This is a genomic window from Pseudoduganella violacea, from assembly GCF_014191875.1.
In the GTDB taxonomy this organism is placed as follows: domain Bacteria; phylum Pseudomonadota; class Gammaproteobacteria; order Burkholderiales; family Burkholderiaceae_D; genus Rugamonas; species Rugamonas violacea_A.
In genome coordinates this window covers 1-23,947 of record NZ_JACHXD010000010.1, presented here as the reverse complement: position 1 = coordinate 23,947, position 23,947 = coordinate 1, and the positions used below count along the sequence as shown (strand labels likewise).

General features: G+C 63.3%; 21 protein-coding genes and 2 tRNA genes. 20 read left to right on the top strand and 3 right to left on the bottom strand.

All coding sequences use genetic code 11. The features are described from left to right. Positions 1-230: 230 nt before the first annotated feature. A complete protein-coding gene (locus FHS03_RS17445) occupies positions 231-2,732 on the top strand; it encodes a sensor domain-containing protein (RefSeq protein WP_183442227.1) in 2,502 nt (833 codons plus the stop codon). A 43-nt stretch (positions 2,733-2,775) separates the two neighbouring features. Here FHS03_RS17445 and FHS03_RS17440 read toward each other — a convergent pair whose 3' ends face one another. Next, a complete protein-coding gene (locus tag FHS03_RS17440) occupies positions 2,776-3,780 on the bottom strand; it encodes an endonuclease/exonuclease/phosphatase family protein (protein ID WP_183442226.1) in 1,005 nt (334 codons plus the stop codon). A 39-nt stretch (positions 3,781-3,819) separates the two neighbouring features. Between FHS03_RS17440 and ybaK the strand changes: the two genes are divergently transcribed. From ybaK to FHS03_RS17395, 9 genes are all read left to right on the top strand, one after another. Beyond that, entirely contained in the window at positions 3,820-4,311 is a 492-nt protein-coding gene (ybaK, locus tag FHS03_RS17435; RefSeq protein ID WP_183442225.1) for a Cys-tRNA(Pro) deacylase, read from the top strand. 156 nt (positions 4,312-4,467) lie between these two features. Beyond that, complete coding sequence (gene plsY / locus FHS03_RS17430) at positions 4,468-5,073, top strand: glycerol-3-phosphate 1-O-acyltransferase PlsY (protein WP_183442224.1); 606 nt, start codon at positions 4,468-4,470, stop codon at positions 5,071-5,073. A gap of 79 nt (positions 5,074-5,152) precedes the next feature. Next, positions 5,153-5,806 (top strand): DsbA family oxidoreductase, encoded by a 654-nt coding sequence (locus FHS03_RS17425; RefSeq protein WP_183442223.1) that lies wholly within the window; start codon positions 5,153-5,155, stop codon positions 5,804-5,806. Positions 5,807-5,926: 120 nt separating this feature from the next. Next, positions 5,927-6,970, top strand: coding sequence for a sensor domain-containing diguanylate cyclase (locus FHS03_RS17420; RefSeq protein WP_183442222.1), 1,044 nt, complete (start codon positions 5,927-5,929; stop codon positions 6,968-6,970). 17 nt (positions 6,971-6,987) lie between these two features. Next, on the top strand, positions 6,988-7,278 hold the full coding sequence (locus tag FHS03_RS17415; RefSeq protein WP_183442221.1) for a DUF427 domain-containing protein: 291 nt from the start codon (positions 6,988-6,990) through the stop codon (positions 7,276-7,278). Between the two features lies 1 nt (position 7,279). Then, the gene (locus FHS03_RS17410; RefSeq protein WP_183442220.1) at positions 7,280-8,008 is read left to right on the top strand and encodes an AAA family ATPase; all 729 of its coding nucleotides are present in this window, start codon (positions 7,280-7,282) and stop codon (positions 8,006-8,008) included. Positions 8,009-8,014: 6 nt separating this feature from the next. Continuing rightward, positions 8,015-9,244: a metal-dependent hydrolase gene (locus FHS03_RS17405; protein ID WP_183442219.1), complete on the top strand. Its 1,230-nt coding sequence runs from the start codon at positions 8,015-8,017 to the stop codon at positions 9,242-9,244. A gap of 167 nt (positions 9,245-9,411) precedes the next feature. Beyond that, the gene (locus FHS03_RS17400) at positions 9,412-10,299 is read left to right on the top strand and encodes an ion transporter (RefSeq protein WP_183442218.1); all 888 of its coding nucleotides are present in this window, start codon (positions 9,412-9,414) and stop codon (positions 10,297-10,299) included. Between the two features lie 2 nt (positions 10,300-10,301). Then, positions 10,302-11,216, top strand: coding sequence for a LysR family transcriptional regulator (locus FHS03_RS17395; RefSeq protein WP_183442217.1), 915 nt, complete (start codon positions 10,302-10,304; stop codon positions 11,214-11,216). Here the strand turns inward: FHS03_RS17395 and tsaD are convergent. Next, the gene (gene tsaD, locus FHS03_RS17390; protein ID WP_183442216.1) at positions 11,213-12,244 is read right to left on the bottom strand and encodes a tRNA (adenosine(37)-N6)-threonylcarbamoyltransferase complex transferase subunit TsaD; all 1,032 of its coding nucleotides are present in this window, start codon (positions 12,242-12,244) and stop codon (positions 11,213-11,215) included. The two genes, FHS03_RS17395 and tsaD, sit on opposite strands and share 4 nt — an antisense overlap. A gap of 99 nt (positions 12,245-12,343) precedes the next feature. Continuing rightward, positions 12,344-13,399: a 3-deoxy-7-phosphoheptulonate synthase gene (locus tag FHS03_RS17385; protein WP_183442215.1), complete on the bottom strand. Its 1,056-nt coding sequence runs from the start codon at positions 13,397-13,399 to the stop codon at positions 12,344-12,346. 120 nt (positions 13,400-13,519) lie between these two features. Here FHS03_RS17385 and ybiB point away from each other — a divergent pair, with 120 nt between their 5' ends. From ybiB to FHS03_RS17335, 10 genes are all read left to right on the top strand, one after another. After that, positions 13,520-14,479, top strand: a complete 960-nt coding sequence (gene ybiB, locus FHS03_RS17380; protein WP_183442214.1) for a DNA-binding protein YbiB — start codon at positions 13,520-13,522, stop codon at positions 14,477-14,479. Between the two features lie 178 nt (positions 14,480-14,657). Next, the gene (locus FHS03_RS17375; RefSeq protein ID WP_183442213.1) at positions 14,658-15,869 is read left to right on the top strand and encodes a BaiN/RdsA family NAD(P)/FAD-dependent oxidoreductase; all 1,212 of its coding nucleotides are present in this window, start codon (positions 14,658-14,660) and stop codon (positions 15,867-15,869) included. A gap of 196 nt (positions 15,870-16,065) precedes the next feature. Further along, a complete protein-coding gene (rpsU, locus tag FHS03_RS17370) occupies positions 16,066-16,278 on the top strand; it encodes a 30S ribosomal protein S21 (RefSeq protein WP_005665410.1) in 213 nt (70 codons plus the stop codon). A 132-nt stretch (positions 16,279-16,410) separates the two neighbouring features. Then, positions 16,411-16,860: a GatB/YqeY domain-containing protein gene (locus FHS03_RS17365; RefSeq protein ID WP_183442212.1), complete on the top strand. Its 450-nt coding sequence runs from the start codon at positions 16,411-16,413 to the stop codon at positions 16,858-16,860. 124 nt (positions 16,861-16,984) lie between these two features. Then, on the top strand, positions 16,985-18,781 hold the full coding sequence (dnaG, locus tag FHS03_RS17360) for a DNA primase (RefSeq protein ID WP_183442211.1): 1,797 nt from the start codon (positions 16,985-16,987) through the stop codon (positions 18,779-18,781). 444 nt (positions 18,782-19,225) lie between these two features. After that, positions 19,226-21,469 carry an RNA polymerase sigma factor RpoD gene (gene rpoD / locus FHS03_RS17355; RefSeq protein WP_183442210.1) on the top strand — a complete coding sequence of 748 codons (2,244 nt, stop codon included), beginning with the start codon at positions 19,226-19,228 and terminating at the stop codon, positions 21,467-21,469. Positions 21,470-21,580: 111 nt separating this feature from the next. Then, positions 21,581-21,659, top strand: a tRNA-Ile gene (locus FHS03_RS17350). A 510-nt stretch (positions 21,660-22,169) separates the two neighbouring features. Then, positions 22,170-22,283 carry an antitoxin Xre/MbcA/ParS toxin-binding domain-containing protein gene (locus tag FHS03_RS17345; RefSeq protein WP_183442436.1) on the top strand — a complete coding sequence of 38 codons (114 nt, stop codon included), beginning with the start codon at positions 22,170-22,172 and terminating at the stop codon, positions 22,281-22,283. Between the two features lie 285 nt (positions 22,284-22,568). Beyond that, the gene (locus FHS03_RS17340) at positions 22,569-23,381 is read left to right on the top strand and encodes a hypothetical protein (RefSeq protein WP_183442209.1); all 813 of its coding nucleotides are present in this window, start codon (positions 22,569-22,571) and stop codon (positions 23,379-23,381) included. Positions 23,382-23,494: 113 nt separating this feature from the next. Beyond that, positions 23,495-23,597 (top strand) — tRNA-Met (locus tag FHS03_RS17335). Positions 23,598-23,947: the final 350 nt, after the last annotated feature.

Here is a 23,947-nt window from a genome sequence, read left to right as displayed (position 1 = left end):
GCAAGCGTGAAGAGGGGCGGAATGCGATGAAGCGCAAAATCGCGCGCCTGAAATGCAAAAAGCCCGGCTCAGGCGTCCGATTTGGCGGACAGACGGTGTCCGGCGCCGGACAGCCGGCAAGGTGTTGTGTTTTTGGAAAGATCAACCCCGTCCGTTTGAGCCAGCGCAAACGATGGGGGCACGGTGACGCGCAAGATAGAATCCTGTCCGTTTCTCGTTGCGAGGTGAGTATGGCTCCGCCCGACGAACCGCAGGATGAGGCCTCTGCCGCCCATCCCCAGCCCCATCGGCTCCCGCCGCCGTCCCCCTATACCGCCCACGAGGCGCTGCAGATGATCGCGCGCCTGGTGGAGGCGATGGAAATCACGCCCCTGGTCAGCGCCGTCAGCTTCGACCGCGATTGGCGCGTGCGTTTCTGCAATCCCGCCTGCGCCGGCTTGTGCGGCCTGGCGCCCGAGCAGCTGTACGGCCGCTCCATCCGCCAGTTGTTCTTTTACGACGAGCGGGAAGCCGAATACGAAGCCATGGTGGAGGAGGTCTGGCGCAGCGGCCAGCCGGCCACGCCGCGCGAGTGGTGGGTGCGCACCTTGAACGGGCGCCGGCTGTGGCTGTATTCGATCTGCCTGCCCATCTTCAGCGGCGGCGAGTTGAAGCAAATCTTTTGCATGAAAATCAACTTGACCGAGCGCAAGCAGGGCGAGGAGGCGCTGGCGCGCGCCAGCGCCAACTTCCAATCGCTGTTCCAGAAATCGGCCGATGCCATGCTGCTGATCCGCAATAACGAGATCCTGGATGCCAACCCGGCCGCCCTCGGCATGTTCGCTTGCGCCAGCCGCGAGCAGCTGGTGGGCCATAGCCTGGCCAATCTGTCGCCCATGCAGCAGCCCGACGGTTCCGTGTCCGCCCCCGCCGTCGCCGAGCTGATGCAGCAAGCCCTGAGCCAGACCAACTGCCGCTTCGACTGGCGCTTCCTGAGCTGCGAAGGCAGCCTGTTCTGGGGCGAGGTGCTGCTGACCTCGATCAGTCAGGACCACCACCAGCTCTTCTATGCCCAGGTGCACAATGTAACCGAGCGCAAGAAAGCCGAGCGCACCCTGGCCCTGGCGGCCCAGGTCTTCGAGAGCAGCCGTGAAGGCATCGTGCTGACCGACCGCCACAAGCGCGTAATCGCCGTCAACCGCGCCTATAGCGAGATCACCGGCTTCAGCGCCGAGGCCATGGCCGGCCAGCCGCTTGAGCATTTCCGCTCGGCCGAGGAGGATGAGAGCTTCTTCCGCCAGCTCTGGGGCATGGTCGATGCCAGCAGCCACTGGCAGGGCGAAATCCGCCTGCGCCACCGCGACGGCCATGTGTTCCCGGCCCTGGTGGCGCTGACCACCATCCGCGGCAGCGGCAAGCGCAGCAGCCACTATATGGCCATCCTGTCCGATATCAGCGAGCGCAAGAAAAATGAAGAACACACGCGCCACCTGGCCGAGCACGATTTCCTGACCGATTTGCCGAACCGCGTGCTGCTGGCCGACCGCCTGAGCCAGGCGCTGACGGCGGCGCGCCGCCACCACAGCATGCTGGCCCTGCTGTTCATCGACCTGGACCACTTCAAGGGCGTCAACGACACCCTGGGCCACCATACCGGCGACCTGCTGCTCAAGGAAGTGGCGCGCCGCCTGACGCGCTGCGTGCGCGGGGGCGACACCGTCAGCCGCCAGGGCGGCGACGAATTCATCCTGATCCTGCCCGAGATCGGCGGCGTCGAGCATGCGGCCCATGTTGCCGCGTCCGTGCGCCAGGCCGTGGGCCAGGAATACCGGCTGGCCGGGCACCAGCTCAGCATCACGGCCTCGATCGGCGTGGCCATCTATCCCCACGACGGGGCCGATGCCGACAGCCTGCTGCGCCATGCCGACATGGCCATGTTCCACGCCAAGGAGAGTGGGCGCGACCGCTTCCACTTCTTCAGCCCCGACATGAATGCGCGCATGGTCGAACGCGGCACGCTGGAAGAGGGCTTGCGCCGCGCCCTGGACGAGCAGCAGTTCGCGTTGGAATTCCAGCCCTTGCTGGCGCTGGCCAGCGGCGCGCCGGTGGGCATGGAAGCCCTGCTGCGCTGGCATCACCCCGAGCTGGGCGTGCTGCCGCCGGCGCGCTTCCTCGCCGTGGCGGAGGAGAGCGGCTTGATGCTGCCCATCGGCGCCTGGGTCTTGCAGCAAGCCTGCCGCCAGGCCCAGCGCTGGCATGAGCACGGCCAGCGCCTGACGGTGGCGGTGAATCTGTCGGCCGCCCAGTTCATGCAAAAGAGCTTGCCGGACCAGGTGGCCCAGGCCTTGCAGACGGCGGGCCTGGAGCCGGCCTGCCTGGAACTGGAGCTGACCGAAACGATGCTGCTGAAAAACGGCCCGCAGGCGCTGGACACCCTGCGCAGCCTGGCGGCGCTCGGCGTGCGCCTGGCGCTCGACGATTTCGGCAGCGGCTATTCCAGCCTGGAACAGTTGCGCAGCTATCCGATCCACAAGCTCAAGATCGCGCCCGCCTTCCTGCGCGACGGCGGCGATGCCGGTGCCATCCGCGCCATCATCGCCATGGCCCATGGCCTGGGCATGGCCGTGGTGGCGGAAGCGGTGGAGACCGCCGAACAGCTGGACTTGCTGCGCCAGGAAGGCTGCGACCTTTACCAGGGGCAGCAGGCCAGCGCGGCCCTGCCCCAGGGCGAACTGGAACGCCTGTTGCAGTGAGGCTGGCGCGCTGCCTAGCGCCCCGCCTAGCGCGCCGCCCCGCCTAGCGCGCCGCCGCGCCGTTGCCGGCTGCCGCCGCGCCCGCCGCCTCGAACAGGCGCAGGCGCACCAGCACCTGGCCATGGTCGGACACTTCCGGCCGCTCCTGGCGCAGATGGTCGTTCAGATAGCTGACGTCGAGCACTTCGCCGATGGCGCGCGGCGAGGCCGGGTGGAATTCCTCGGACACCAGCACATGGTCGATGGTGGTGTAGTGGCCTTCATAGATATTGGTGTAGCCGACGTGGCGCAAGGTATCCTGGCGGCGCTGGATCTGGTTGCAGTCGAACATGCGGCCGTTGAGTTCTTCGCCGGACTGGGCCAGGGCGCCGCTGCCCAGCACGATGGTGGTGGTGACGGCATCGGCCGTGTCGTTGAAGTCGCCCATGACGATGCAGGGGCGCCGCCCTTCGCGCCGCAGATTGCTCAGCAGCACGCGCAGCGCCACCGCCTCCGTGCCGCGCCACACCAGCGAGCGCAGATTGGCCATCGCGTACAGCAGCGGGTCGTCGCCATTGTCGCCGTTGCGGTAGTCGGGGCGGCGCGACTTCAGGTGCACCACGATCACATCGGCCACCGTGCCGCCGGGCAGCACCACGCGCGCATGCAGCGGCGCGCGCGCGAAGCGGTCGGCGTCGCGGCTGCCCGAGTCGGACGGCACGCCTTCCGGGAAATTCGCATACACCTCGGGCGGCGCGGCCAGCGGCAGGCGCGAGACCAGGGCCACGTTCGGCGTCAGCCGCTCGGCGCGCGGATCGGGGTCGAAGCCGGCGTGCACCGCGTCCTGGTATTTGCGCGTACGGGACAGCACGTCGCGCAGCGCGGCCTGGGAGAAGATTTCCTGGAAACCGATCACATCGGCGTCGAGCTCATCGAGCTGCTGGGCGGTCCAGGCGGCTTTGGCCTCGTATTCCCCGGCCGTGAGCGGGAGCAGATTGTCGTACAATTTCGCGCCCGGCGGGGCAAGATTGCAAACATTGAAAGTGGCAAAGCGAATTTCTTGCTGCATAATTAGAAACTCCTTTTCGAACAATTAGCGTATCACGGCATGGCGAAGAAAGAGCACATTTCCGAAACCCCGGCCACCGCGCTGCTGCGCAAGCACAAGGTGGCTTTCAGCGAACATCCCTATGAATACGAGGAACATGGGGGCACCGGCGTGTCTTCCCAGGCCTTGGGCGTGGCGGAACACCAGGTGGTCAAGACCCTGGTGATGCAGGACGAGGCGGCCAAGCCGCTGATCGTGCTGATGCACGGCGATTGCAAGGTGTCGACCAAGAACCTGGCGCGCAATATCGGCTGCAAATCGGTGGAGCCGTGCAAGCCCGAGGTGGCGCAGCGCCATTCCGGCTATATGATCGGCGGCACCTCGCCCTTCGGCACCAAGAAGGCCATGCCGGTGTATGTGGAGGAAAGCATCCTCGCGCTGGAAACGATTTATATCAATGGCGGCCGGCGCGGCTTCCTGATCGGCATCGCGCCGCGCGTGCTGCTGGAGGTGCTGGCGGCCAAGCCGGTGCACTGCGCCTTGGCCGATTAAAGGCGCTGGTGTATAGTCCAGCGGCCCGGAGGCCGCTTCAAAATGGCCGTGGCGTCGTTGTGGCTCCTGGCCGTGCAGGCGCACTGTCTTCGTCGCCACGCCTAGCCACGCCCATTTTGAAACGGCCTCCAGATTAGAATATATAAAAGGGAAAATATGAATACAGTATTACTGGTTATCGCCGCCTATCTGATCGGCTCGATCTCCTTCGCCGTGGTGGTGAGCAAGGTGTATGGCCTGTCCGACCCGCGCACCTATGGCTCGAAAAACCCCGGCGCCACCAATGTGTTGCGAAGTGGCAATAAAGGCGCGGCGATCTGGACCCTGGTGGGCGACGCCGTCAAGGGCTGGCTGGCGGTCTGGCTGGTGCAGTATTTCGCCGAACCGCTGGGCGTGGGCGATATGACCATCGCGCTGGTGGCGATTGCCGTCTTCCTCGGCCACCTGTGGCCGGTCTTCTTCAAATTCGTCGGCGGCAAGGGCGTGGCGACCGCGCTCGGCGTGCTGCTGGCGCTGAATCCCTGGCTGGGTCTGGGTACGCTCGTCACCTGGCTGGTGGTGGCCTATGCGTTCCGCTACTCTTCGCTGGCGGCCCTGATCGCCTCCATCTTCGCGCCGTTCTACTACGGCCTGCTGTTCGGCACCGAGCCGCAACTGGTGGCCGTGCTGGTCATGAGCGGCCTGCTGATCTGGCGCCACGGCAAGAATATCTCGAACCTGATGGCGGGCAAGGAAAGCCGCATCGGCAGCAAGAAGAAGTAAGCGCTATTGCAATCGGGATGGGCGGCCTCAACTACAATAGACGAGCCGCCGTCGGCGGCGCCCCTATTGAAAGGCCGTCATGTCCACCTCCCTCCGTATCGACTTCGTTTCCGACGTTTCCTGCCCCTGGTGCGCCGTTGGCCTGAATTCGCTGGAAACCGCGCTGCAGCGCCTGGGCGCCGAAGTCCAGCCCGAGATCCACTTCCAGCCCTTCGAACTGAACCCGAATATGGGCAAGGAAGGGCAGGACATCACCGAACACCTGACCCAGAAATACGGCGCCAGTGCCGAGCAGCAGGAGCAGAGCCGCGCCGTGATCCGCCAGCGCGGCGCCGATGTCGGCTTCGAATTCGCCATGGATAAGCGTAGCCGCATCTACAACACCTTCGACGCCCACCGCCTGCTGCACTGGGCCGGCGAAACCTCGGGTCCGGCGCAAAAGGCGCTCAAGCACGCCCTGTTCGGCACCTACTTCACGCGCGGCGAAGACCCCAGCTCGCACGAGGTGCTGCTGAAGGCCGCGGCCGAAGCCGGTCTGGACCAGGCTGCCGCCGCCGAGGTGCTGGCTTCGGGCCGCTATGCCGACGAGGTGCGCGCCGCCGAACGCTTCTACCAGCAGAACGGCATCAGCTCGGTGCCGGCCGTCATCATCAACGAGCGCCACCTGATGGTGGGCGGCCAGCCGCCGGAAGCCTTTGAAGAGGCGCTGCGCGAAATCCTGGCGCAGAAATAAGGCGGGAAAGCGCGCTCTTATCGGACGTATAACAAGTCCCTGTTTTGCGTTACACTGGCCCCGCGTAGCACATCAGCAAGAAGTGAGCGTAAATACGCCGACGACGCTACAGGGAGACACATGTCAGCCGCAGAACCGATCCAGACGCTGCCTTTCCGGCGGCCGCAGGATGACCAGCACCGCCTGGCCGCCCTGCACCGCTACGATGTACTCAAAGAACCGGCCGGGGAAGACTTCCGCTTCCTGACCGAACTGGCCGCCCGCATCTGCGGCGTGCCGTATGCCTTTATCACGCTGGTCGACGCCGAGCAGGTCTGGGTCAAGTCCTATACCGGCCTGGCCATCGACCAACTGCCGCGCGACCAGTGCTATTGCTCGCTGGCCGTGCTGGGCGAAAACGCCACCGAAATTCCCGACCTCAGTGCGGACGCGCGCACCGCGCGCATGCCGCTGACCGCGGGCGAGCCGCATCTGCGCATGTACAGCAGCGTGGCCCTGAGCACTTCCGACGGCTATGCCCTCGGCACCTTGTGCGTGATGGACGTGAAGCCCGGCCGCCTGAGCGCGGAGCAGCGCGGCCTGCTGCAAGGCCTGGCGCGCCAGGCGATGGCCCTGATCGAGCTGCGCGCCAAGGAAAAGGCGCTGCAAGCCTCGCTGCACGAGCTGGAGCAGCTGGCCACCACCGACGAGCTGACCGGCCTGCACAACCGGCGCTCCCTGCTGCATCGCCTGAAATTCGAAGTGGCGCGCACGCGCCGCTTCCGCACCCCGCTCTCGGCCGTGATGATCGACCTGGATCACTTCAAGCGGGTCAACGACGAATACGGCCATGCCGCGGGCGACCTGGTGCTGGCCGACATCGGCCGGCTGCTGCGCGAAAATATCCGCGTGATCGACCTCGCCGGCCGCTATGGCGGCGAAGAATTGTGTATCCTGCTGCCCAACACCCCGCCCGAAGGCGCGCGCAAATTCGCTGAATCTTTGCGTGCAAAAATCGAAGCGCAGGTGCATCATGACGGCGCGCGCAGCATCCAGGTCACGGCCAGCTTCGGCATCGCCTCCTTCAACCATATGGACATCGACGATGCCGACAGCCTGCTGCGCCAGGCCGATGCCGCCCTGTACCGCGCCAAGCAGAATGGGCGCAACCGGGTGGAGAACTGAATGGAATGGAGAATGGAATGCCCACAGCAATATGGAATGGCGCGGTGATCGCCGAAGCCAGCGCCAATGAAGTCGAAATTGTCGAGCACAATGTGTATTTCCCGCCGGAGCGCGTGAACCAGGCATACCTGCAGCCGAACAGCCATACCACCCTGTGCCCGTGGAAGGGCGTGGCCAGCTATTACGACGTGGTCGTCGATGGCAAGGTGAATCAGAACGCCGCCTGGTACTACCCCACGCCAAGCGAAGCGGCGCGCCAGATCAAGGACCGCATCGCCTTCTGGCACGGCGTCGAAGTCGCGCACTGAGATGGGCTTTTCCGCGCGGCCGTATCTGCAGCGCGTCAGCGCGGACTACGGCCGCGCCGATCTGGACGCGTTCCCGTTCACGATTCCGGCCGTGCGCGAACTGAGCGCCATCGATTTTCATCCGGACGTCACCTTCTTCATCGGCGAGAACGGCAGCGGCAAATCCACGCTGATGGAAGCCATCGCCCTGGCGCTGGGCTTCAGCATGGAAGGCGGCACCCTGAACGTGCGCCTGAACACCGCCAGCCACGATGCGCCGCTGAGCGACGCGCTCAAGCTCTCGCGCAGCTTTCGCAAGCCCGCCGACCACTACTTCTTCCGCGCCGAGAGCTTCTTCAACGTCGCCACCTATATGGAGGAGATGGGCTATCTGGCCGGGTATGGCGGCTCGCTGCACGCACGCTCGCATGGCGAAGCCTTCATGTCGGTGCTGGTGAACAAATTCAAGGGCAGGGGGCTGTACCTGCTGGACGAACCGGAAGCGGCGCTCTCGCCCAACCGCCAGCTGGCCGCGCTGTCCGCCATCGACCAGCTGGTGAAGCAGGATTCCCAGTTCATCATCGTCACCCACTCGCCCATCCTGCTGTCCTACCCGAACGCCAAGATCCTGTGCTTCGACAGCGGCGGCATCACCGAAATGGCGTATGAAGACACCGAGCACTACGCCGTCACCCGCGACTTCCTGAACCATTACCAGCGCCGCCTGCAGCAATTGCTGGAACCCGACTAAACCCGCATGGACAATATCACCCACTCCCTGGTTGGCTTGGGCGTGGGCGAGCTGCTGCAACGCAGCCTGCCCGCCGAAGCCAGCGAAGCGCGCCAGCGCACCCGCCACCGTCTGCTGCTCACGGCCTGCGCCCTGGCCAGCAACTTCCCCGACCTCGACCTGTTCCTGACCAAGCTGATGGCGCCGCCGCTCGGCTATCTGCTGCACCACCGCGGCCATACGCACACGCTGCTTTTCCTGCTGCCGCAAGCCTTGCTGCTCCTGGCGGCGCTGTGGCTGTTCTGGCCCAAGGCGCGCGCCCTGCTCAAGGAGAGCCGGGTGGCGCGGCTTGGCCTGCTGGGCGCGATGACGGCCGGCTTCCTGCTACACCTGGGCATGGACTTCATGAACTCCTATGGCGTCCATCCCTTCCATCCCTTCAATGGCGACTGGTATTTCGGCGACATGATCTTCATCATCGAGCCGGTATTCTGGGTTGCCTTCGGCGTGCCGCTGGCGCTGGCCATACCCTGGCGTCCCGTGCGTTGGCTGATGGTCGCGGTGCTGGCCGTGGCCCTGCTGTACTTCACCCTGCACGGCTACCTGGGCTGGACTTCTTATGCCGGCCTGCTCCTGCTGGGTGGCGCGCTTGCCGCGCTGCGCCTGCTGCATCTGCGCAGCCGCCGCGCGCTGGCACTGGCCCTGCTGCTGTGCCTGGGCTTCATCGGCGTGCAGAAGAGCGCCTCCTCGCTGGCGCGCGAACGCGTCGCGGCCGCCCTGCGCCAGGAAGGCGGCGCCGCCCAGCTGCTCGACGTCGCGCTGACCGCCTTCCCCGCCCAGCCCCTGTGCTGGAGCTTCGCCGCCATTGAACGCAACGAAGCGCGCGACAGCTACCGCGTGCGGCGCGGCATGCTCAGTCTGGCGCCCGGCTGGCTGCCGCCAGCCCAATGTCCGGCCAGCATGCTCGATCCCGCGCCGCCGCGCACCGTCCAGGCCGGCGTGCTGCTGCACAGCGAGTGGAACGGCAGCCTGTCCCTGCTGCGCCGCCTGCGGCAAAGCGACTGCCAGCTCGACGCCTGGCTGCGTTTCGCCCGCATCCCCGCCGTGGATGAAGGGCGCGCCAGCGACCTGCGCTTCACCAGCACCCCGCGCGGCAACTTCACCACGATGGACGTCGCCAGCGGCGCCCCGCGTGCCTGTCCCGCCCGCATCCCCCGCTGGAATCAACCCCGCGCCGACCTGCTCACCCCACCCTAAACCGCTTTGCGCCAAATCAAACAATGTCCACCCTGGTGTCAGGCACCAGAGTCGGACATTTGCTGATTTAAATCAAAGAATGTCCTACTCTGGTGCCTGACACCAGGGTGGGACATTGTTTGATCTGGATCAAAGGTGGAGGCCGCACTGCGGTATCATGCCGCTCCATGAATGCCACTGATTCCCGCTTTTCCACGCCGCTGTTCGGCAAGCCTGCCGAGGGCTGGCGCGCGCGCCTGTACACCATTATTTTCGAATCCGATACCCGCAGCGGACGCGCTTTCGATCTGCTGCTGATCGCCGCCATCGCGCTCAGCGTGGCCGCCGTGGTGGCGGGCAGCGTGGCGTCCATCGCCGCCGAATGGGGCGCTTGGCTGCAGACGGCGGAGTGGGTCTTCACTGCGCTGTTCACGTTGGAGTATCTGGCGCGCCTGGCTTGCGTGCAGCGCCCGCTGGCTTACGCACGCAGCTTTTTCGGCGTGATCGACCTATTGGCGATTCTGCCCACCTATCTGTCCTGGTTCGTGCCGGGCGCGCATGTGTTGCTCGATGTGCGCATCCTGCGTTTGCTGCGCATGTTCCGCGTCCTCAAGCTGACCAAGTACATCGAGGAATACGGCATGCTGGCCAGCGCCCTGATCGCCAGCCGGCGCAAGATCCTGATCTTCCTGTCGGTGGTGATGATGATCGTGCTGCTGCTGGGAACCGTGATGTATGTGGTGGAGGGCGCCGAGAGCGGCTTCACCAGCATTCCCACCGCCGTTTATTGGGCCATCAGCGCCATGACCACGGTGGGCTTCGGCGATTTGGTGCCGAAGACCGATCTGGGACGCGCCATTGCCTCGGTCATGATGCTGCTCGGCTGGAGCATCCTGGCCGTGCCGACCGGGATCATCAGCTCGGAGATCAGCTACCAGCGCGCGGGCCAGTTGCGCTGGCGGCGCGTCTGCGCCGCCTGTGGCGCCGGCGGCCACGAGGACAGCGCGTGCTTCTGCAAGAGCTGCGGCAAGGAGCTGCCGGCGCATGCCGCCACCGCCGCAGGGAAGGGCGGCTGAGCATGGACCGCCTGCACCTGATGACGGTCTTCGTCGCCGTGGCCGAGGAAGAGAGCTTTGTCGGTGGGGCGCGCCGCCTGGGTATGTCGCCGCCCGCCGTCACGCGCGCCATTGCCGCGCTGGAAGACCGTCTGCGTCTGAAGCTGCTGGACCGCAGCACGCGCCATGTGCGCGTCACCGAAGCGGGCCAGCGCTACCTGGACGATGCGCGCCGCATCATCGCCGAGGTGGATGAAGCCGACGAAGCGGCCGCCGGCATCAACGCCGCGCCGCGCGGCCACCTGAGCGTGACCGCGCCCGTGCTGTTCGGCCGCATGTATGTGATGCCCGGCATCGTCGAGTATTTGCAGCGCTATCCGGATACCGAAGTGTCGACCGTGTTTGTCGACCGCGTCACCAATCTGTTGGAGGAGGGGCTGGATGTGGGTGTGCGCATCGGCGAGCTGCCCGATTCCAGTCTGCGCGCCATTGCGGTCGGCCATGTGCGGCGCGTGATCTGCGTCGCACCCGCCTATCTGGAGCGGCATGGCTTGCCGCGCACGCCGGAAGAACTGGCGCGCCACACCATCATTTCCGCCACCGGTTCCAGCGCCGCGCCCGAATGGCGCTTTCTGCGCGATGGGACGGCGCAGTCGCTGCGCCTGAAAAGCCGGTTGACGGTGAATAGCAACGACGCGGCCATCGAAGCGGCGCGTCTGGGTTTGGGCGTGATCCGTCTGCTGTCCTACCAGGCCGCGCCGGCGCTGGAGAAAGGGGATCTACAGCGCGTATTGGCCGAGTATGAAATGCCGCCCCTGCCCATCCACATTGTGCATCGCGATAGCCGCCACGGTTCGGCGCGCATCCGCGCCTTCATCGACCTGATGGCCGCGCGCCTGCGCGCCGAGCCGGCGCTCAACTGCGCCAGCCAGGCTTAGACGACTTTCAGCTCGTCCAGCGGCCAGCGCGGACGCACATTGAAGGAGTAGTCGCGCTGCGCCGCAAGCGGATTGATTTGCAGGCGCATGGCGCCGGCAAAGGCGATCATCGCGCCATTGTCGGTGCAGAATTCCAGCTCGGGATAATAGACCTTGAAGCGCTTCTTGGCCGCCGCTGCATCGAGCGAGGCGCGCAGCTGCTTGTTGGCGCCCACGCCGCCGGCGATCACCAGGCGCTTGAGGCCCGTCTGCTTGAGCGCCGCCACGCATTTGGCCGTCAGCACGTCGACGATGGCATCGACGAAGCCGCGCGCGATATTCGCCTTGTCCTGCTCGCAGATATTGGCCAAGCCTTGGTTCTTGGCCACCGTCAGCACCGCCGTTTTCAGGCCGGAGAAGCTGAACATCAGATCCTTGGAATGCAGCATCGGGCGCGGCAGCTTGTACGCCTCGGGATCGCCGAATTCGGCCAGGCGCGAAATCGCCGGGCCGCCCGGATAGCCAAGACCCAGCAGCTTGGCCGACTTGTCGAAGGCTTCGCCGGCCGCGTCGTCCAGCGTCTCGCCCAGCAGCTCGTACTGGCCGACGCCGTCCACGCGCATCAGCTGCGTATGGCCGCCCGAGACCAGCAGGGCGACAAAGGGAAACTCCGGCGGCTCGGACGCCAGCAGCGGCGATAGCAGATGGCCTTCCAGGTGGTGGATGCCGAGCACCGGCTTGTCCAGCGCCAGACCGAGGCTGCAGGCGACCGAGGAACCGACCAGCAGCGCCCCGGCCAGGCCCGGACCCTGGGTGTAGGCGATGGCGTCGATCTGCTGCGGCGTGATGGCCGCGCCTTGCAGCGCCTGTTCCAGCAGCGGGATCGCGCGGCGGATATGGTCGCGCGAAGCCAGTTCCGGCACCACGCCGCCATATTCCTCGTGCATCGCGACTTGGGAATACAGGGCGTGCGACAGCAGGCCGCGCTGCGTGTCATACAGGGCCAGGCCGGTTTCGTCACAGGAGGATTCGACGCCGAGAACGATCATGGAAAGCTGCAAAAAGAAAAGGGGAATCCGCCATTGTAATATGAAAGCGGATTCCCCTCGGCGGCCGCAGCCCGCGCCGGGCGGGCTGGCGGCAGCGGCTTACGGACGCTTGCGCAGCTCGGCGGCGGCGCTGCGCAGCATGGCGGCGGTGGTGTCCCAGTCGATGCAGCCGTCGGTCACGGACTGGCCATAGGTCAGGGTCGACAGGTCGGCCGGGATCTTCTGGTTGCCGGCCACGATATTCGATTCGATCATCACGCCCACCAGCGACTGGTTGCCGTGCATGATCTGGTTGACCACATCGGTCATCACCAGCGGCTGCAGCTCCGGCTTCTTGTAGCTGTTGGCGTGCGAGCAGTCCACCACGATATTGGCGGGCAGCTTGGCCTTGGCCAGCGCCTGTTCGGCGATCGCCACCGACACCGAGTCGTAGTTCGGGCGGCCGTCGCCGCCGCGCAGCACCACGTGGCCGTGCGGATTGCCGCGCGTGCGCACGATCGACACCGTGCCCTGGCTGTTAATGCCGAGGAAGGCGTGCGGATTGGCCGCCGACAGGATGGCGTTGATGGCGATGCCGATGTCGCCATCGGTGCCGTTCTTGAAGCCGACCGGGGTCGACAAGCCCGAGGACATTTCACGGTGCGTCTGCGACTCCGTGGTACGGGCGCCGATCGCCGTCCAAGCGATCAGGTCACCCAGGTACTGCGGAGAGATCGGGTCGAGCGCCTCCGTCGCCGTGGGCAAGCCCAGTTCGCAGACATCGAGCAGGAATTGGCGGGCCTTCTCCATGCCCACGTCGACGCGGAAGGAATCGTCCATGTCCGGATCGTTGATATAACCCTTCCAGCCGGTGGTGGTGCGCGGCTTTTCGAAATACACGCGCATCACCAGCAGCATCGTATCCTTGACTTCTTCCTGCAGCGCTTTCAGGCGGCGTGCATAGTCCAGGCCCGCGGCGGGGTCGTGGATCGAGCAGGGGCCGACCACGACGAACAGGCGCTGGTCCTGGCGGTCGAGGATTTTGCGCAGGTCTTCGCGTCCTTGGGTGACGGTGGCGGAGGCGGCTTCGCTCAGCGGCAGCTTGGCGTGCAGCGACTCCGGCGTCGGCATCGACGCGAAGGATGTAACGTTAATATTTTCCAGGTCTTGAATCATGATGTACTCAGCTACTACGGGTCTTTTTATCGTCAGGGATCATGTAGTGTAGCCGAAACGGCGGCTTTGTGCGGAGCAGCATTCTTCAAGACCGCAGGCAAAGCGTGTAAGCTGTGGCCCATGACTACACAGCAACCCTTCCCGGCGGCCCGCTTCATCAAGGAGATCGGCCGCGGCAAAGACGGCGCCCGCGCCATGACGCGCGACGAGGCGCATGAACTCTACGGCGCCATGCTGGACGGCCGCGTTTCCGACCTGGAGCTGGGCGGCATCCTGCTGGCCATGCGCATCAAGGGCGAAACGGTGGACGAGCTGGCCGGCTTCCTGGCGGCGGCCGAAGCCTCGTTCGCGCCGCTGCGCGCGCCCGCGGGACCATATGCGCCGGTGCTGATCCCCAGCTATAACGGCGCGCGCAAGATGGCCAATCTGACCGCCTTGCTCGGCATGCTGTTGGCGCGCGAAGGCGTGCCGGTGCTGTGCCACGGCGTCGCCCATGACGTGGGCCGGGTGGCCACGGCCGAGGTGTTCGCCGCGCTTGGCGTCCCCGCCGCGCGCGATGCGGCCGAGGCGGAAGCGGCGCTGGCCTCCGGCCACGTCAGCTTCATCACCATTGATGCGCTGGCGCCGCGCCTGGCGTGGATGCTGTCGCTGCGGCGCATCCTGGGCGTGCGCAACTCGACCCACACCCTGGTCAAGATCCTGCAGCCGTTTGCCGGACCGGCGCTGCGGCTGGTGTCCTATACCCACCCCGAGTATTTAGAGACGCTGGGCGCGTTCTTTACCACCACGGCCGACCCGGCGCGCGGCGACGTCTTCCTGATGCGCGGCACCGAAGGCGAAACCGTCGCCAACGCCAACAAAGCCCAGCGCATCGACTGGATCCACGGCGCCGAGCGCACCGTGCTGGTCGAAAAGCAGACCCTGGTCGAAGTGCTGCCCGCGCTGCCCGAAGACAAAAGCGCCGAAGCCACCGCCGCCTGGATCGCTGCCGTGCTGCGCGGCGAGATCCCAGTCCCCGACCCCATCGCCCAGCAAGTGGCCCACTGCCTCACCATCGCGCGCCAACTGCGCCCCCTTTGATCTGCGTCAAACAATGTCCCACCCTGGTGTCAGGCACGGTGGTAGGACATTTTTTGCGCAAGATCAAAGAATGTCCGACTCTGGTGCCTGACACCAGGGTGGGACATTGTTTGATTTGGCGCAAAGGGTGGGGGATCGCGTAGAATCTCGCCTTTGGGCGTTCAGTTTGGCGGGAAATATGGCGAAGCAGTTTGATGTGGCGGTGGTCGGCGCGGGTGCGGCCGGGATGATGTGTGCGGCGACGGCGGCGCAGCGCGGCAAGCGCGTGGTGCTGATCGATCACGCCGATAAATTGGCGGAGAAGATCCGCATCTCGGGTGGCGGGCGCTGTAATTTCACCAATATTAATGCGGGACCGGCGAATTTCCTGTCGGAGAATCCGCATTTCTGCAAGAGCGCGCTGTCGCGCTTTACGCCGCAGGATTTCCTGGCGCTGGTCAAGAAGCACCGTATCGGCTACCACGAGAAGCATAAGGGCCAGCTGTTTTGCGACGATTCGGCCGAGCAGATCATCGAGATGCTCAAGGCCGAGTGCGCTGCCGGCGATGTGCATTGGCGTATGCCGGCCAAGGTCGAGAACCTGCAGCAGCTCGACGGCCAGGGCTTTGTGCTCGACACCGATAGCGGGACGATCCAGGCCGGGGCGGTGGTGATCGCCACCGGCGGCCTGTCGATTCCGAAGATCGGCGCCACCGATTTCGGCTACCGCGTGGCCAAGCAGTTCGGCCTGAAGCTGGTCGAGCCGCGTCCGGCCCTGGTGCCGCTGACCTTCGATGCCGCCGCCTGGGCGCCGTTCGTGCCGCTGGCCGGCATCGCGCTCGAAGTCGAGGTGGAAACGGGCACGCTCAAGGGCCGCAACGCGACGGGCGCGCGCTTCCGCGAGGATTTGCTGTTCACCCACCGCGGCCTGTCCGGCCCGGCCATCCTGCAGATTTCGAGTTTCTGGCAGCCCAATACGCCCATCGTCATCAACCTGCTGCCGGAGATGGATCTGGCGCAGACCTTGATCGAAGGCAAGGCGACGCTGAAAAAGCAGCTCGGCAATGTGCTGGCGCAATGGTTGCCGGCGCGTCTGGCCGAGGGTTTGCTGCAGGCGCATGGCTTCGCCGCCGACGCCCGTCTGGCCGACCTGCCCGATGCGCGCCTGCGCCAGCTGGGCCAGGCGGTCAACCAGTGGTCGCTGCTGCCGAACGGCTCGGAAGGCTACCGCAAGGCCGAAGTCACGCGCGGCGGCGTCGATACGCGCGAGCTGTCGCAGCAGTCGATGATGGCGGCCAAGGTGCCGGGCCTGTACTTTATCGGCGAAACCATCGATGTCACGGGGTGGTTGGGCGGATACAACTTCCAGTGGGCCTGGGCTTCGGGTGTGGCGGCCGGGCTGGCAATCTGATATCATTGCCGTCCCGGTGTGATGCAACGATGCCGGAGCAGATGTTAGCGGGGCGGAAAGATTGCCCTTTTCAGGCGGATTTTCATAGCGGAGTCCGCTTGCTGGGCCGGTTTAGCGTCCATGCCTCTTCCATTTCTGGACAAAAGCTGCTAATATCTTTGTCTTCCTTAAAACCCCTAACGGTTTGAATTTTTACATGACCACTATTCGCCTTAAAGAAAACGAGCCGTTCGAAGTCGCCATGCGTCGCTTCAAGCGCACTATCGAAAAAACGGGTCTGCTGACCGAACTGCGCGCACGCGAGTTCTACGAAAAGCCAACCGCAGAGCGCAAGCGCAAGCTGGCCGCTGCCGTGAAGCGCCACTACAAGCGCATCCGCAGCCAGCAACTGCCGAAAAAGCTGTACTAATACTGCTCTCGCAGAACCGGCCCGTTTTCGGCGCTTTGCTCGCCACGGGTTGCGCTGCGCACAGAGTTTCCACCCGCTCCGGTTCGCCGCAGCGGGTTTTCCGTTTTTAACCGCATATTTTTTGAGGTAGCCATGGGCTTGAAAGCACAAATCTCCGACGACATGAAAAACGCGATGCGCGCCAAGGAAGCCGGCAAGCTGGCCACCATCCGCCTGCTGCTGGCTGAAATCAAGCGCAAGGAAGTGGACGAGCAGATCGAAGTGGACGACGCCCAGACCGTGGCCATCGTCGAAAAAATGATCAAGCAGCGCAAGGATTCGATCACCCAGTTCGAAGCCGGCGGCCGCGCCGACCTGGCCGATATCGAAAAAGCCGAGCTCGAAGTGCTGGCCGCGTATATGCCGGCCGGCCTGTCGGACGAGGAAGTGGCCGCCGCCGTGGCCGCTGCCGTCGCGTCCACCGGCGCCGCCGGCCCGCAGGATATGGGCAAGGTGATGGGCGTGCTGAAGCCGCAATTGGCCGGTCGCGCCGACATGACCGTGGTCTCGGCCCTGGTAAAAAAAGCGCTGACCCCGGCGTAAGCCCTCGGCGTAAGCCCCCGGCGTAAGCCTGTAGCGATATGCCGCTGCAATGCCGCACCTTGCGCTGGCTCAAAGCCCGGCGCGGGGCGGCGGTATAGTCTGATCTAGAACAAGACCGTCAGCCGTGATTCCTCAGTCATTCATTTCCGATCTGCTCAACCGCGTCGACATCGTGGACGTGGTGGGCCGCTATGTGCAGCTTAAAAAGGGCGGCGCCAACTTCATGGGGCTGTGCCCCTTCCACAACGAGAAATCGCCGAGCTTCACGGTCAGCCCGACCAAGCAGTTCTACCACTGCTTCGGCTGCGGCGCCCATGGCACCTCGATCGGTTTCCTGATCGAGTACTCGGGCATGGGCTTTGTCGACGCCGTCAAGGATCTGGCGCAGAGCGTGGGCATGGTGGTGCCGGACGCCGACGACCGCATCCCGCCGGCCCAGCGCGCCCAGATGCAGGCGCAGAGCATGGCGCTGTCGGAAGCGATGTCGGTGGCCTGCGATTACTATCGCGCCCAGTTGCGCACGGCGCCGCAGGCCATCGCCTACCTCAAGGGGCGCGGCCTGACCGGCGAAATCGCCGCCCGTTTCGGCCTCGGCTACGCGCCCGGCGGCTGGGACAATCTGCGCGCCGTCTTCCCCGATTACGAGGCGGTGGCCCTGGTCGAAGCCGGTCTCATCATCGACCGCGTCGATGAGGAAGGCCACAAGACCAAGCGCTACGACCGTTTCCGCGACCGCGTGATGTTCCCGATCCGCAATACCAAGGGCCAGGTCATCGCCTTTGGCGGCCGCATCATGGACCAGGGCGAACCGAAATACTTGAATTCCCCCGAAACGCCCTTATTTTCCAAGGGCAGCGAGTTGTATGGCTTGTTCGAGGCGCGCCAGGCGATCCGCGACGCGGGCTATGTGCTGGTGACGGAAGGGTATATGGATGTGGTGGCGCTGGCGCAGATGGGTTTCCCCCAGGCGGTGGCGACCTTGGGTACGGCGTGCACGCCGACCCATGTGCAAAAACTGCTGCGCCAGACCGATGATGTGATCTTCAGTTTCGACGGCGACAAGGCCGGCCGCCGCGCCGCGCGGCGCGCGCTGGAAGCCTGTCTGCCCCATGTGTCGGACAACAAGACCATCAAATTCCTCTTCCTGCCGGCCGAGCACGATCCGGACAGCTATATTCGCGAGCATGGCGCCCCCGCTTTCGAGCAGCAGGTGCAGGAAGCGATGCCGCTGTCGCAGTTCCTGCTACGCGAGGTGGCCGGCGAGCACGACCTGGGCGAACCCGAAGGCCGGGCCCGCACCCAGTTCGACGCCAAGCCGCTGCTGCAGGCGATGGCGCCGTCGGCCCTGCGCCTGCAGATCGTGCGCGGCCTGGCCGGCATGACGCAGAGCACGCCGGCCGAGATCGAAGGCTTGTTCGAGCTGGCCAAGCCGGTGTCGGTGGCGCGCCGCGCGCCGCCGCGCGCCGGGCGGCCCGAGCCGGTGGGCCTGGAATTGCAACTGGTGCGCCACCTGGTGGCGCATCCGGCGCTGGCGCTGGAAATCGACGCTTCGGCGCTGGCAGCCTTTGCCGCCCTTGGCCCGTCGGCGGCCGAGCGTCTGGGCCAGTTGGTGCAGATGGGGTGCGCGCTGGGGCAGCATGGCGGCTTTGCCGCTCTGGCCCAGCAGTTGAAAGAGCAGGGCGGCGAGTACGACGCCATCATTAGCGAGATCGCCGCCGAGCCGGAGTCCGATGTCGAGGCCGTGCGCGTGTTCACCCACGGCGCCATCCGCCAGATCAAGGGCGATGCGCTGAAGGCCGAACTCAACGCCCTGGCCGGCTCCGGCCTGTCGGCGGCCGAGATCGGCGCGCGCTACCGCGAGATTTCGGCCCAGCTCGACCAGCTGCAGCGCGAGGCCGAGGCGGAACGGGCCAACCGCTAATGGCCCAAGGCGCTGTCCAGGGCAGCCCTCAGGGGCTTGCTCTGGAAATTGTAAAGTTGCGTGCTATAATAAAACGCTAAGTATTAAATACTTTGGCATGGTTTTTCAGTTCAGAATTTGTGTTTGTTTTCAGTAAGTTAGGCTCTTGATCGGCGCAGGAAGACGGCGCTGGCGGCCAGGGCCAGACTTGGGTTGAGACGGCGCGAGTTTCTTGTCGCCGAAGTCAGGCCAGCGGCCTGCATCCTTCCTCTAGCCCCCGCTTGCTGTCATACAGTAGAATTCCTGCCACGCGGCCCTGTTGGAGCCGTCGGTAGCGGTCGGGTCTGTGCGTTGCGGATCGGCCGGCAAGGAGTAGTCGTTGTAGCGGTGCCGGACCTGCGTTGTCGGCGGGTTCGGGAACTTCCTAATCCCGAAAAGCAAGTCGTTGTGAAATCGAAAGCGCCTGTGCCAACAAAGAAACCTGAAACCCAAGCGGCTGCAAAGCCTGCCAAAGTGACCGCGAAAGCCGCCAAGGCGGCCGACAAACCGGAAACCCGCGTCAGCAACGCGCCGCCGGCGGTGAGTCAGACCACGGATGCCGCTGCGCTGGCGGCCATCGATACATCCGGCTATGTGCTGCCGTCGGTCAAGGTGCCGGGCCGCCGTGGCCGCAAGCCGAAGGAATTCCAGCCGGAGAACGACGAAGTGGCCGCGCTCAACGCCGTCGAGCGCGCCGAGCTCAAAGCCGTCGACAAGGCCAAGGCCAAGGACCGCAAGGCCAAGGAAAAAGCGCTGCTCAAAGACGCCTTCTCGTCCGACACGGAAGCGAGCGAGGAAGAGCTGGAGCGCCGCCGCCAGAAACTCAAGACCCTGATCAAGTTCGGCAAGGAACGCGGCTTCCTCACGTATGCCGAGATCAATGACCACCTGCCCGACAATATCGTCGATCCGGAAGCGATCGAAGGCATTATCGGCACCTTCAACGATATGGGCATCGCCGTCTACGAGCACGCGCCGGACGCCGAAACCCTGCTCTTGTCGGACAATGTGGCCACCGTCACCAGTGACGACGAAGCCGAGGCCGCCGCCGAAGCGGCGCTGTCGACCGTCGACTCCGACTTCGGCCGCACCACCGACCCGGTGCGCATGTATATGCGCGAGATGGGTTCGGTCGAGCTGCTCACGCGCGAAGGCGAGATCGAGATCGCCAAGCGCATCGAAGACGGCTTGAAAGACATGATCCAGGCCATCTCGGCCTGCCCGGTGACGATCGCCGAGATCATCGCCACCTCCGACCGCATCCGCGTCGACGAGATCAAGATCGACGAGATCGTCGACGGCCTGGTCAATGACAACGAAGAGGCCGCCGCCCAGGCCGCGCCGCCGTCCGAGGAAGAGGAAGAGGACGCCGACGAGGACGAAGAGGAAGAAGAGGAAGAGGAAGAAGCGGCCAGCCCGTCGGGCGCGGCGGCCGGCTACTCGGCCGAGCAGCTGGAAGCCATGAAGCTGACCGCGCTGGAAAAATTCGACCAGATCGCCGCGCAGTTCGACAAGATGCGCAAGGCCTTCGAAAAGGATGGCTACAATTCCAAAGCCTATGTGAAGGCGCAGGAATCGATTTCGCTGGAATTGCTGGGCATCCGCTTCACGGCCAAGGTGGTCGAGAAGCTGTGCGACACCCTGCGCGGCCAGGTCGATGAAGTGCGCCATATCGAGAAGCAGATTCTCGACGTGGCCGTGAACCGCTGCGGCATGCCGCGCGCCCACTTCATCAAGGTCTTCCCCGGCAATGAAACCAATCTGGACTGGGTGGACGGCGAAGTGGCGGCCAATCACGCCTACAGCGCCATCCTGGGCCGCAATATCCCGACCATCAAGGAATTGCAGCAGCGCCTGATCGACTTGCAGGCGCGCGTGGTGCTGCCGCTGCCCGACCTGCGCAACATCAACCGCCAGATGGCGGCCGGCGAAATGAAGGCGCGCAAGGCCAAGCGCGAAATGACCGAGGCCAACTTGCGTCTGGTGATTTCGATCGCCAAGAAGTACACCAACCGTGGCCTGCAATTCCTCGACCTGATCCAGGAAGGCAATATCGGCCTGATGAAGGCGGTCGACAAGTTCGAATACCGCCGCGGCTACAAGTTCTCGACCTATGCGACGTGGTGGATTCGTCAGGCCATCACGCGCTCGATCGCCGACCAGGCGCGCACCATCCGCATTCCGGTGCACATGATCGAAACGATCAACAAGATGAACCGTATCTCGCGCCAGATCCTGCAGGAAACCGGGGCCGAACCCGATCCGGCGACGCTGGCGATCAAGATGGAAATGCCGGAAGACAAAATCCGCAAGATCATGAAGATCGCCAAGGAGCCGATCTCGATGGAAACGCCGATCGGCGACGACGACGATTCCCATCTGGGCGACTTCATCGAGGACAACAACACCCTGGCGCCGTCCGACGCGGCCCTGCACGCCTCCATGCGCGGCGTGGTCAAGGATGTGCTGGACTCGCTCACCCCGCGCGAAGCGAAGGTGCTGCGCATGCGCTTCGGCATCGAAATGTCGACCGACCACACGCTGGAAGAGGTTGGCAAGCAATTCGACGTCACGCGCGAACGCATCCGCCAGATCGAAGCGAAAGCGCTGCGCAAGCTGCGCCATCCCTCGCGCTCAGACAAGCTGAAAAGCTTCCTGGAAGGTAACTAAAAACTTGACTGGAGCCGGTGCAAGCCCTATCCTCGCGTGTTCGCCATTGCAAGTTCGGCGAGCGCGTCAGAGGGCAGGCTGCATCGGCCCCAGCGCATCCGCATCACCTTTGGGCCTCTAGCTCACGCTTGGTTAGAGCAGCGGACTCATAATCCGTTGGTACCCGGTTCGACTCCGGGGAGGCCTACCAATTAAATGCAGTAAAATCAATGGGTTACGTTAGATCGTGGCCCTTTTTTCTTATGTGGGGTTCAACAGCGAGTTAGCATTGTGAAAATTCATGTTTAACTTACTTCGAGGTGTTTACGCGCTCTTCGTCCCTGTTTTTTGCGTAGCTGCTTTTGGCTGGGGTATGCTGAACAGGGGGGAACTCCCAATGAGTATGAAAAATACGGCTTCCTGCTATTTGCAATGTTGGGGGCGTGGGTATCCGCATTTGCGACATTTGCTGCCGTACTCGTGGCGCTATGGGCCGCCAAGAAACAAGCCGACGAAGCTCGTCAATTGGCTGTCGATTTAGCCCGTGACGAAAGAGGTCAGGATGCAGTTCGTTGCTTGCATCACTCGATGGCGGTCGTGAATGATTTACGAGGAAGGGTGACGTCAATTCGTAAGTTGCTCACAGAAACCCCGAGGCCGCTCGCGGTACTTACACTTAACGTGGCGACTACTATGCGAAGGTATCGGAGAGTGGGTGAATATGCCGTTACCTGCTTTATCCGGCGCGACTCCCGCGAGCTATATGTTCACTACCGAAGGTCGAGCGTTGGTGCATAGGCTGCTTTTGATGAGCCAGAGTCGAGCCTACGCTTGATGACCTGGATTCAGATTGCTGATGCAAGTCTGCTCAATGGTCAAAATTCGCAGCGAATTGGGTATGCGCATCTCTCACCCGATCATATGCAAAAGACACGATCATTTGAATCCTGTTGCAGAGTTGATCAGGTCATCAAGGATCTTTCTTTGTCACATTATTTCCTCCATTTTCGGGCTGAACTCTTCGGATATTAGAATGCTTCCAATATGCAAGTAATAATTCTTGTTGGCAATTTTCTGGCTGACTGGCAAAATCAAGTTTCTTCAATGCTAGGTGGCTACTATGGATACAGCAATTTGTACAGAAGATGGGCATACATACACTGCAGTTGAATTTTCAAGGCTTGATCCAGTACAGCTAGAACGTAAGCGGCGACAACTAATCTGCGAAGAATGCGAGTTCCCCGCCTTTTTCAGAAAACCGTCTCGCAGCGGGCGCGGCGCTTGTTTCGGCGCTCGTCCCCACGGCGAGAACTGCGATCAGGCTGCTGTTGACAATGACGCTCGAGTGCCTGGTGCGGGAGACGATCAAGACGAGGCGTTCAATGCCGGTGACAGGATTGTTGTAGAGTTAGCATTTGGCGGTCAAGATGTTGAAGTACATTTGGATGGCGATGAACGTGGCCCAAGACGTCCGCGTGGAGGTCGTTTTGTCGGAGAGGGGGGGGCACGAGTGGCGCAAATGCATCGGCGCTTAAGCACGTTGCTTCGCCTGCTCGTAACTGCGCCAAATTTCCGTTATTCGAATCAAATAATTGCAGTCGCTAATCAGCCGGAGATGCCTGCCAGCGATTTCTTTGTTCACTTGAGTGATGTGACGGATCGTTATGAAGGGCAATTTCGAGGGTATTGGGGGCAGCTCACTGATGCTGGAGAGGGCTCGGACGGGGTTCTCTGGCTCAACAGTGGCGGACGGTCTGCTGCTAGCTTTCTCCTGCCTCAAGAGTTTAGGCAGCAGGTGATGCAGCGTTTCCGTCTTGATGAGGAAGAGGACTTCTCAGGCATGTATATATTAGTTTTAGGCACTTTGCGTGTGTCGCGTTACGGAAAGAAAATTTGCGACATCGAAGATTCTGCGTTGATCACTTTGCGTTGATTTACTAAATTCAATCTTAACCCCTGATAGGGTGTTGCGTACTAAAACAACTTAGCGGGAACCACAATAGTTTAATGGCGTAATTGCTTGTCGCATGTGCGTTGTTAGATGACGGGAGCTAAGTCATTGTAAAGGTGCACAAAGTTATCTATAGTTGTGTATGGCAAAGGACTCATAATCCTTTGGTGCCCGGTTCGACTCCGGGAGGGCCTACCAATTAAATGTAGTAAAAACAGGGACTTAGGAGCGAGCTTCGGTCCTTTGTTTTTTCTGTGGACCTTCGTGTAGGCATCATGTAGGTTTTTCTAACTGTTCGGTGTTTAAGTTCTCGGATGGCTCAAGAATTTTTTTGAGAAGCATTGCGTCAACCTTTAGAGTGGTTGCGCTTTGAGCTGCCGTACTGCGAACTAGAAATCACTTGAATCTCAACCTGGCCAAGTGCGCGCAAACGCTAGACTTTGGTTGTCGAGTGTAAGCGTCTCGCCAGCGCCGTCTTCCATTGAGTGCAGCGCGTCGCCATGATTGAATTTGGGATGCAAATTGATTGTGTCCACAAATTTATTTAT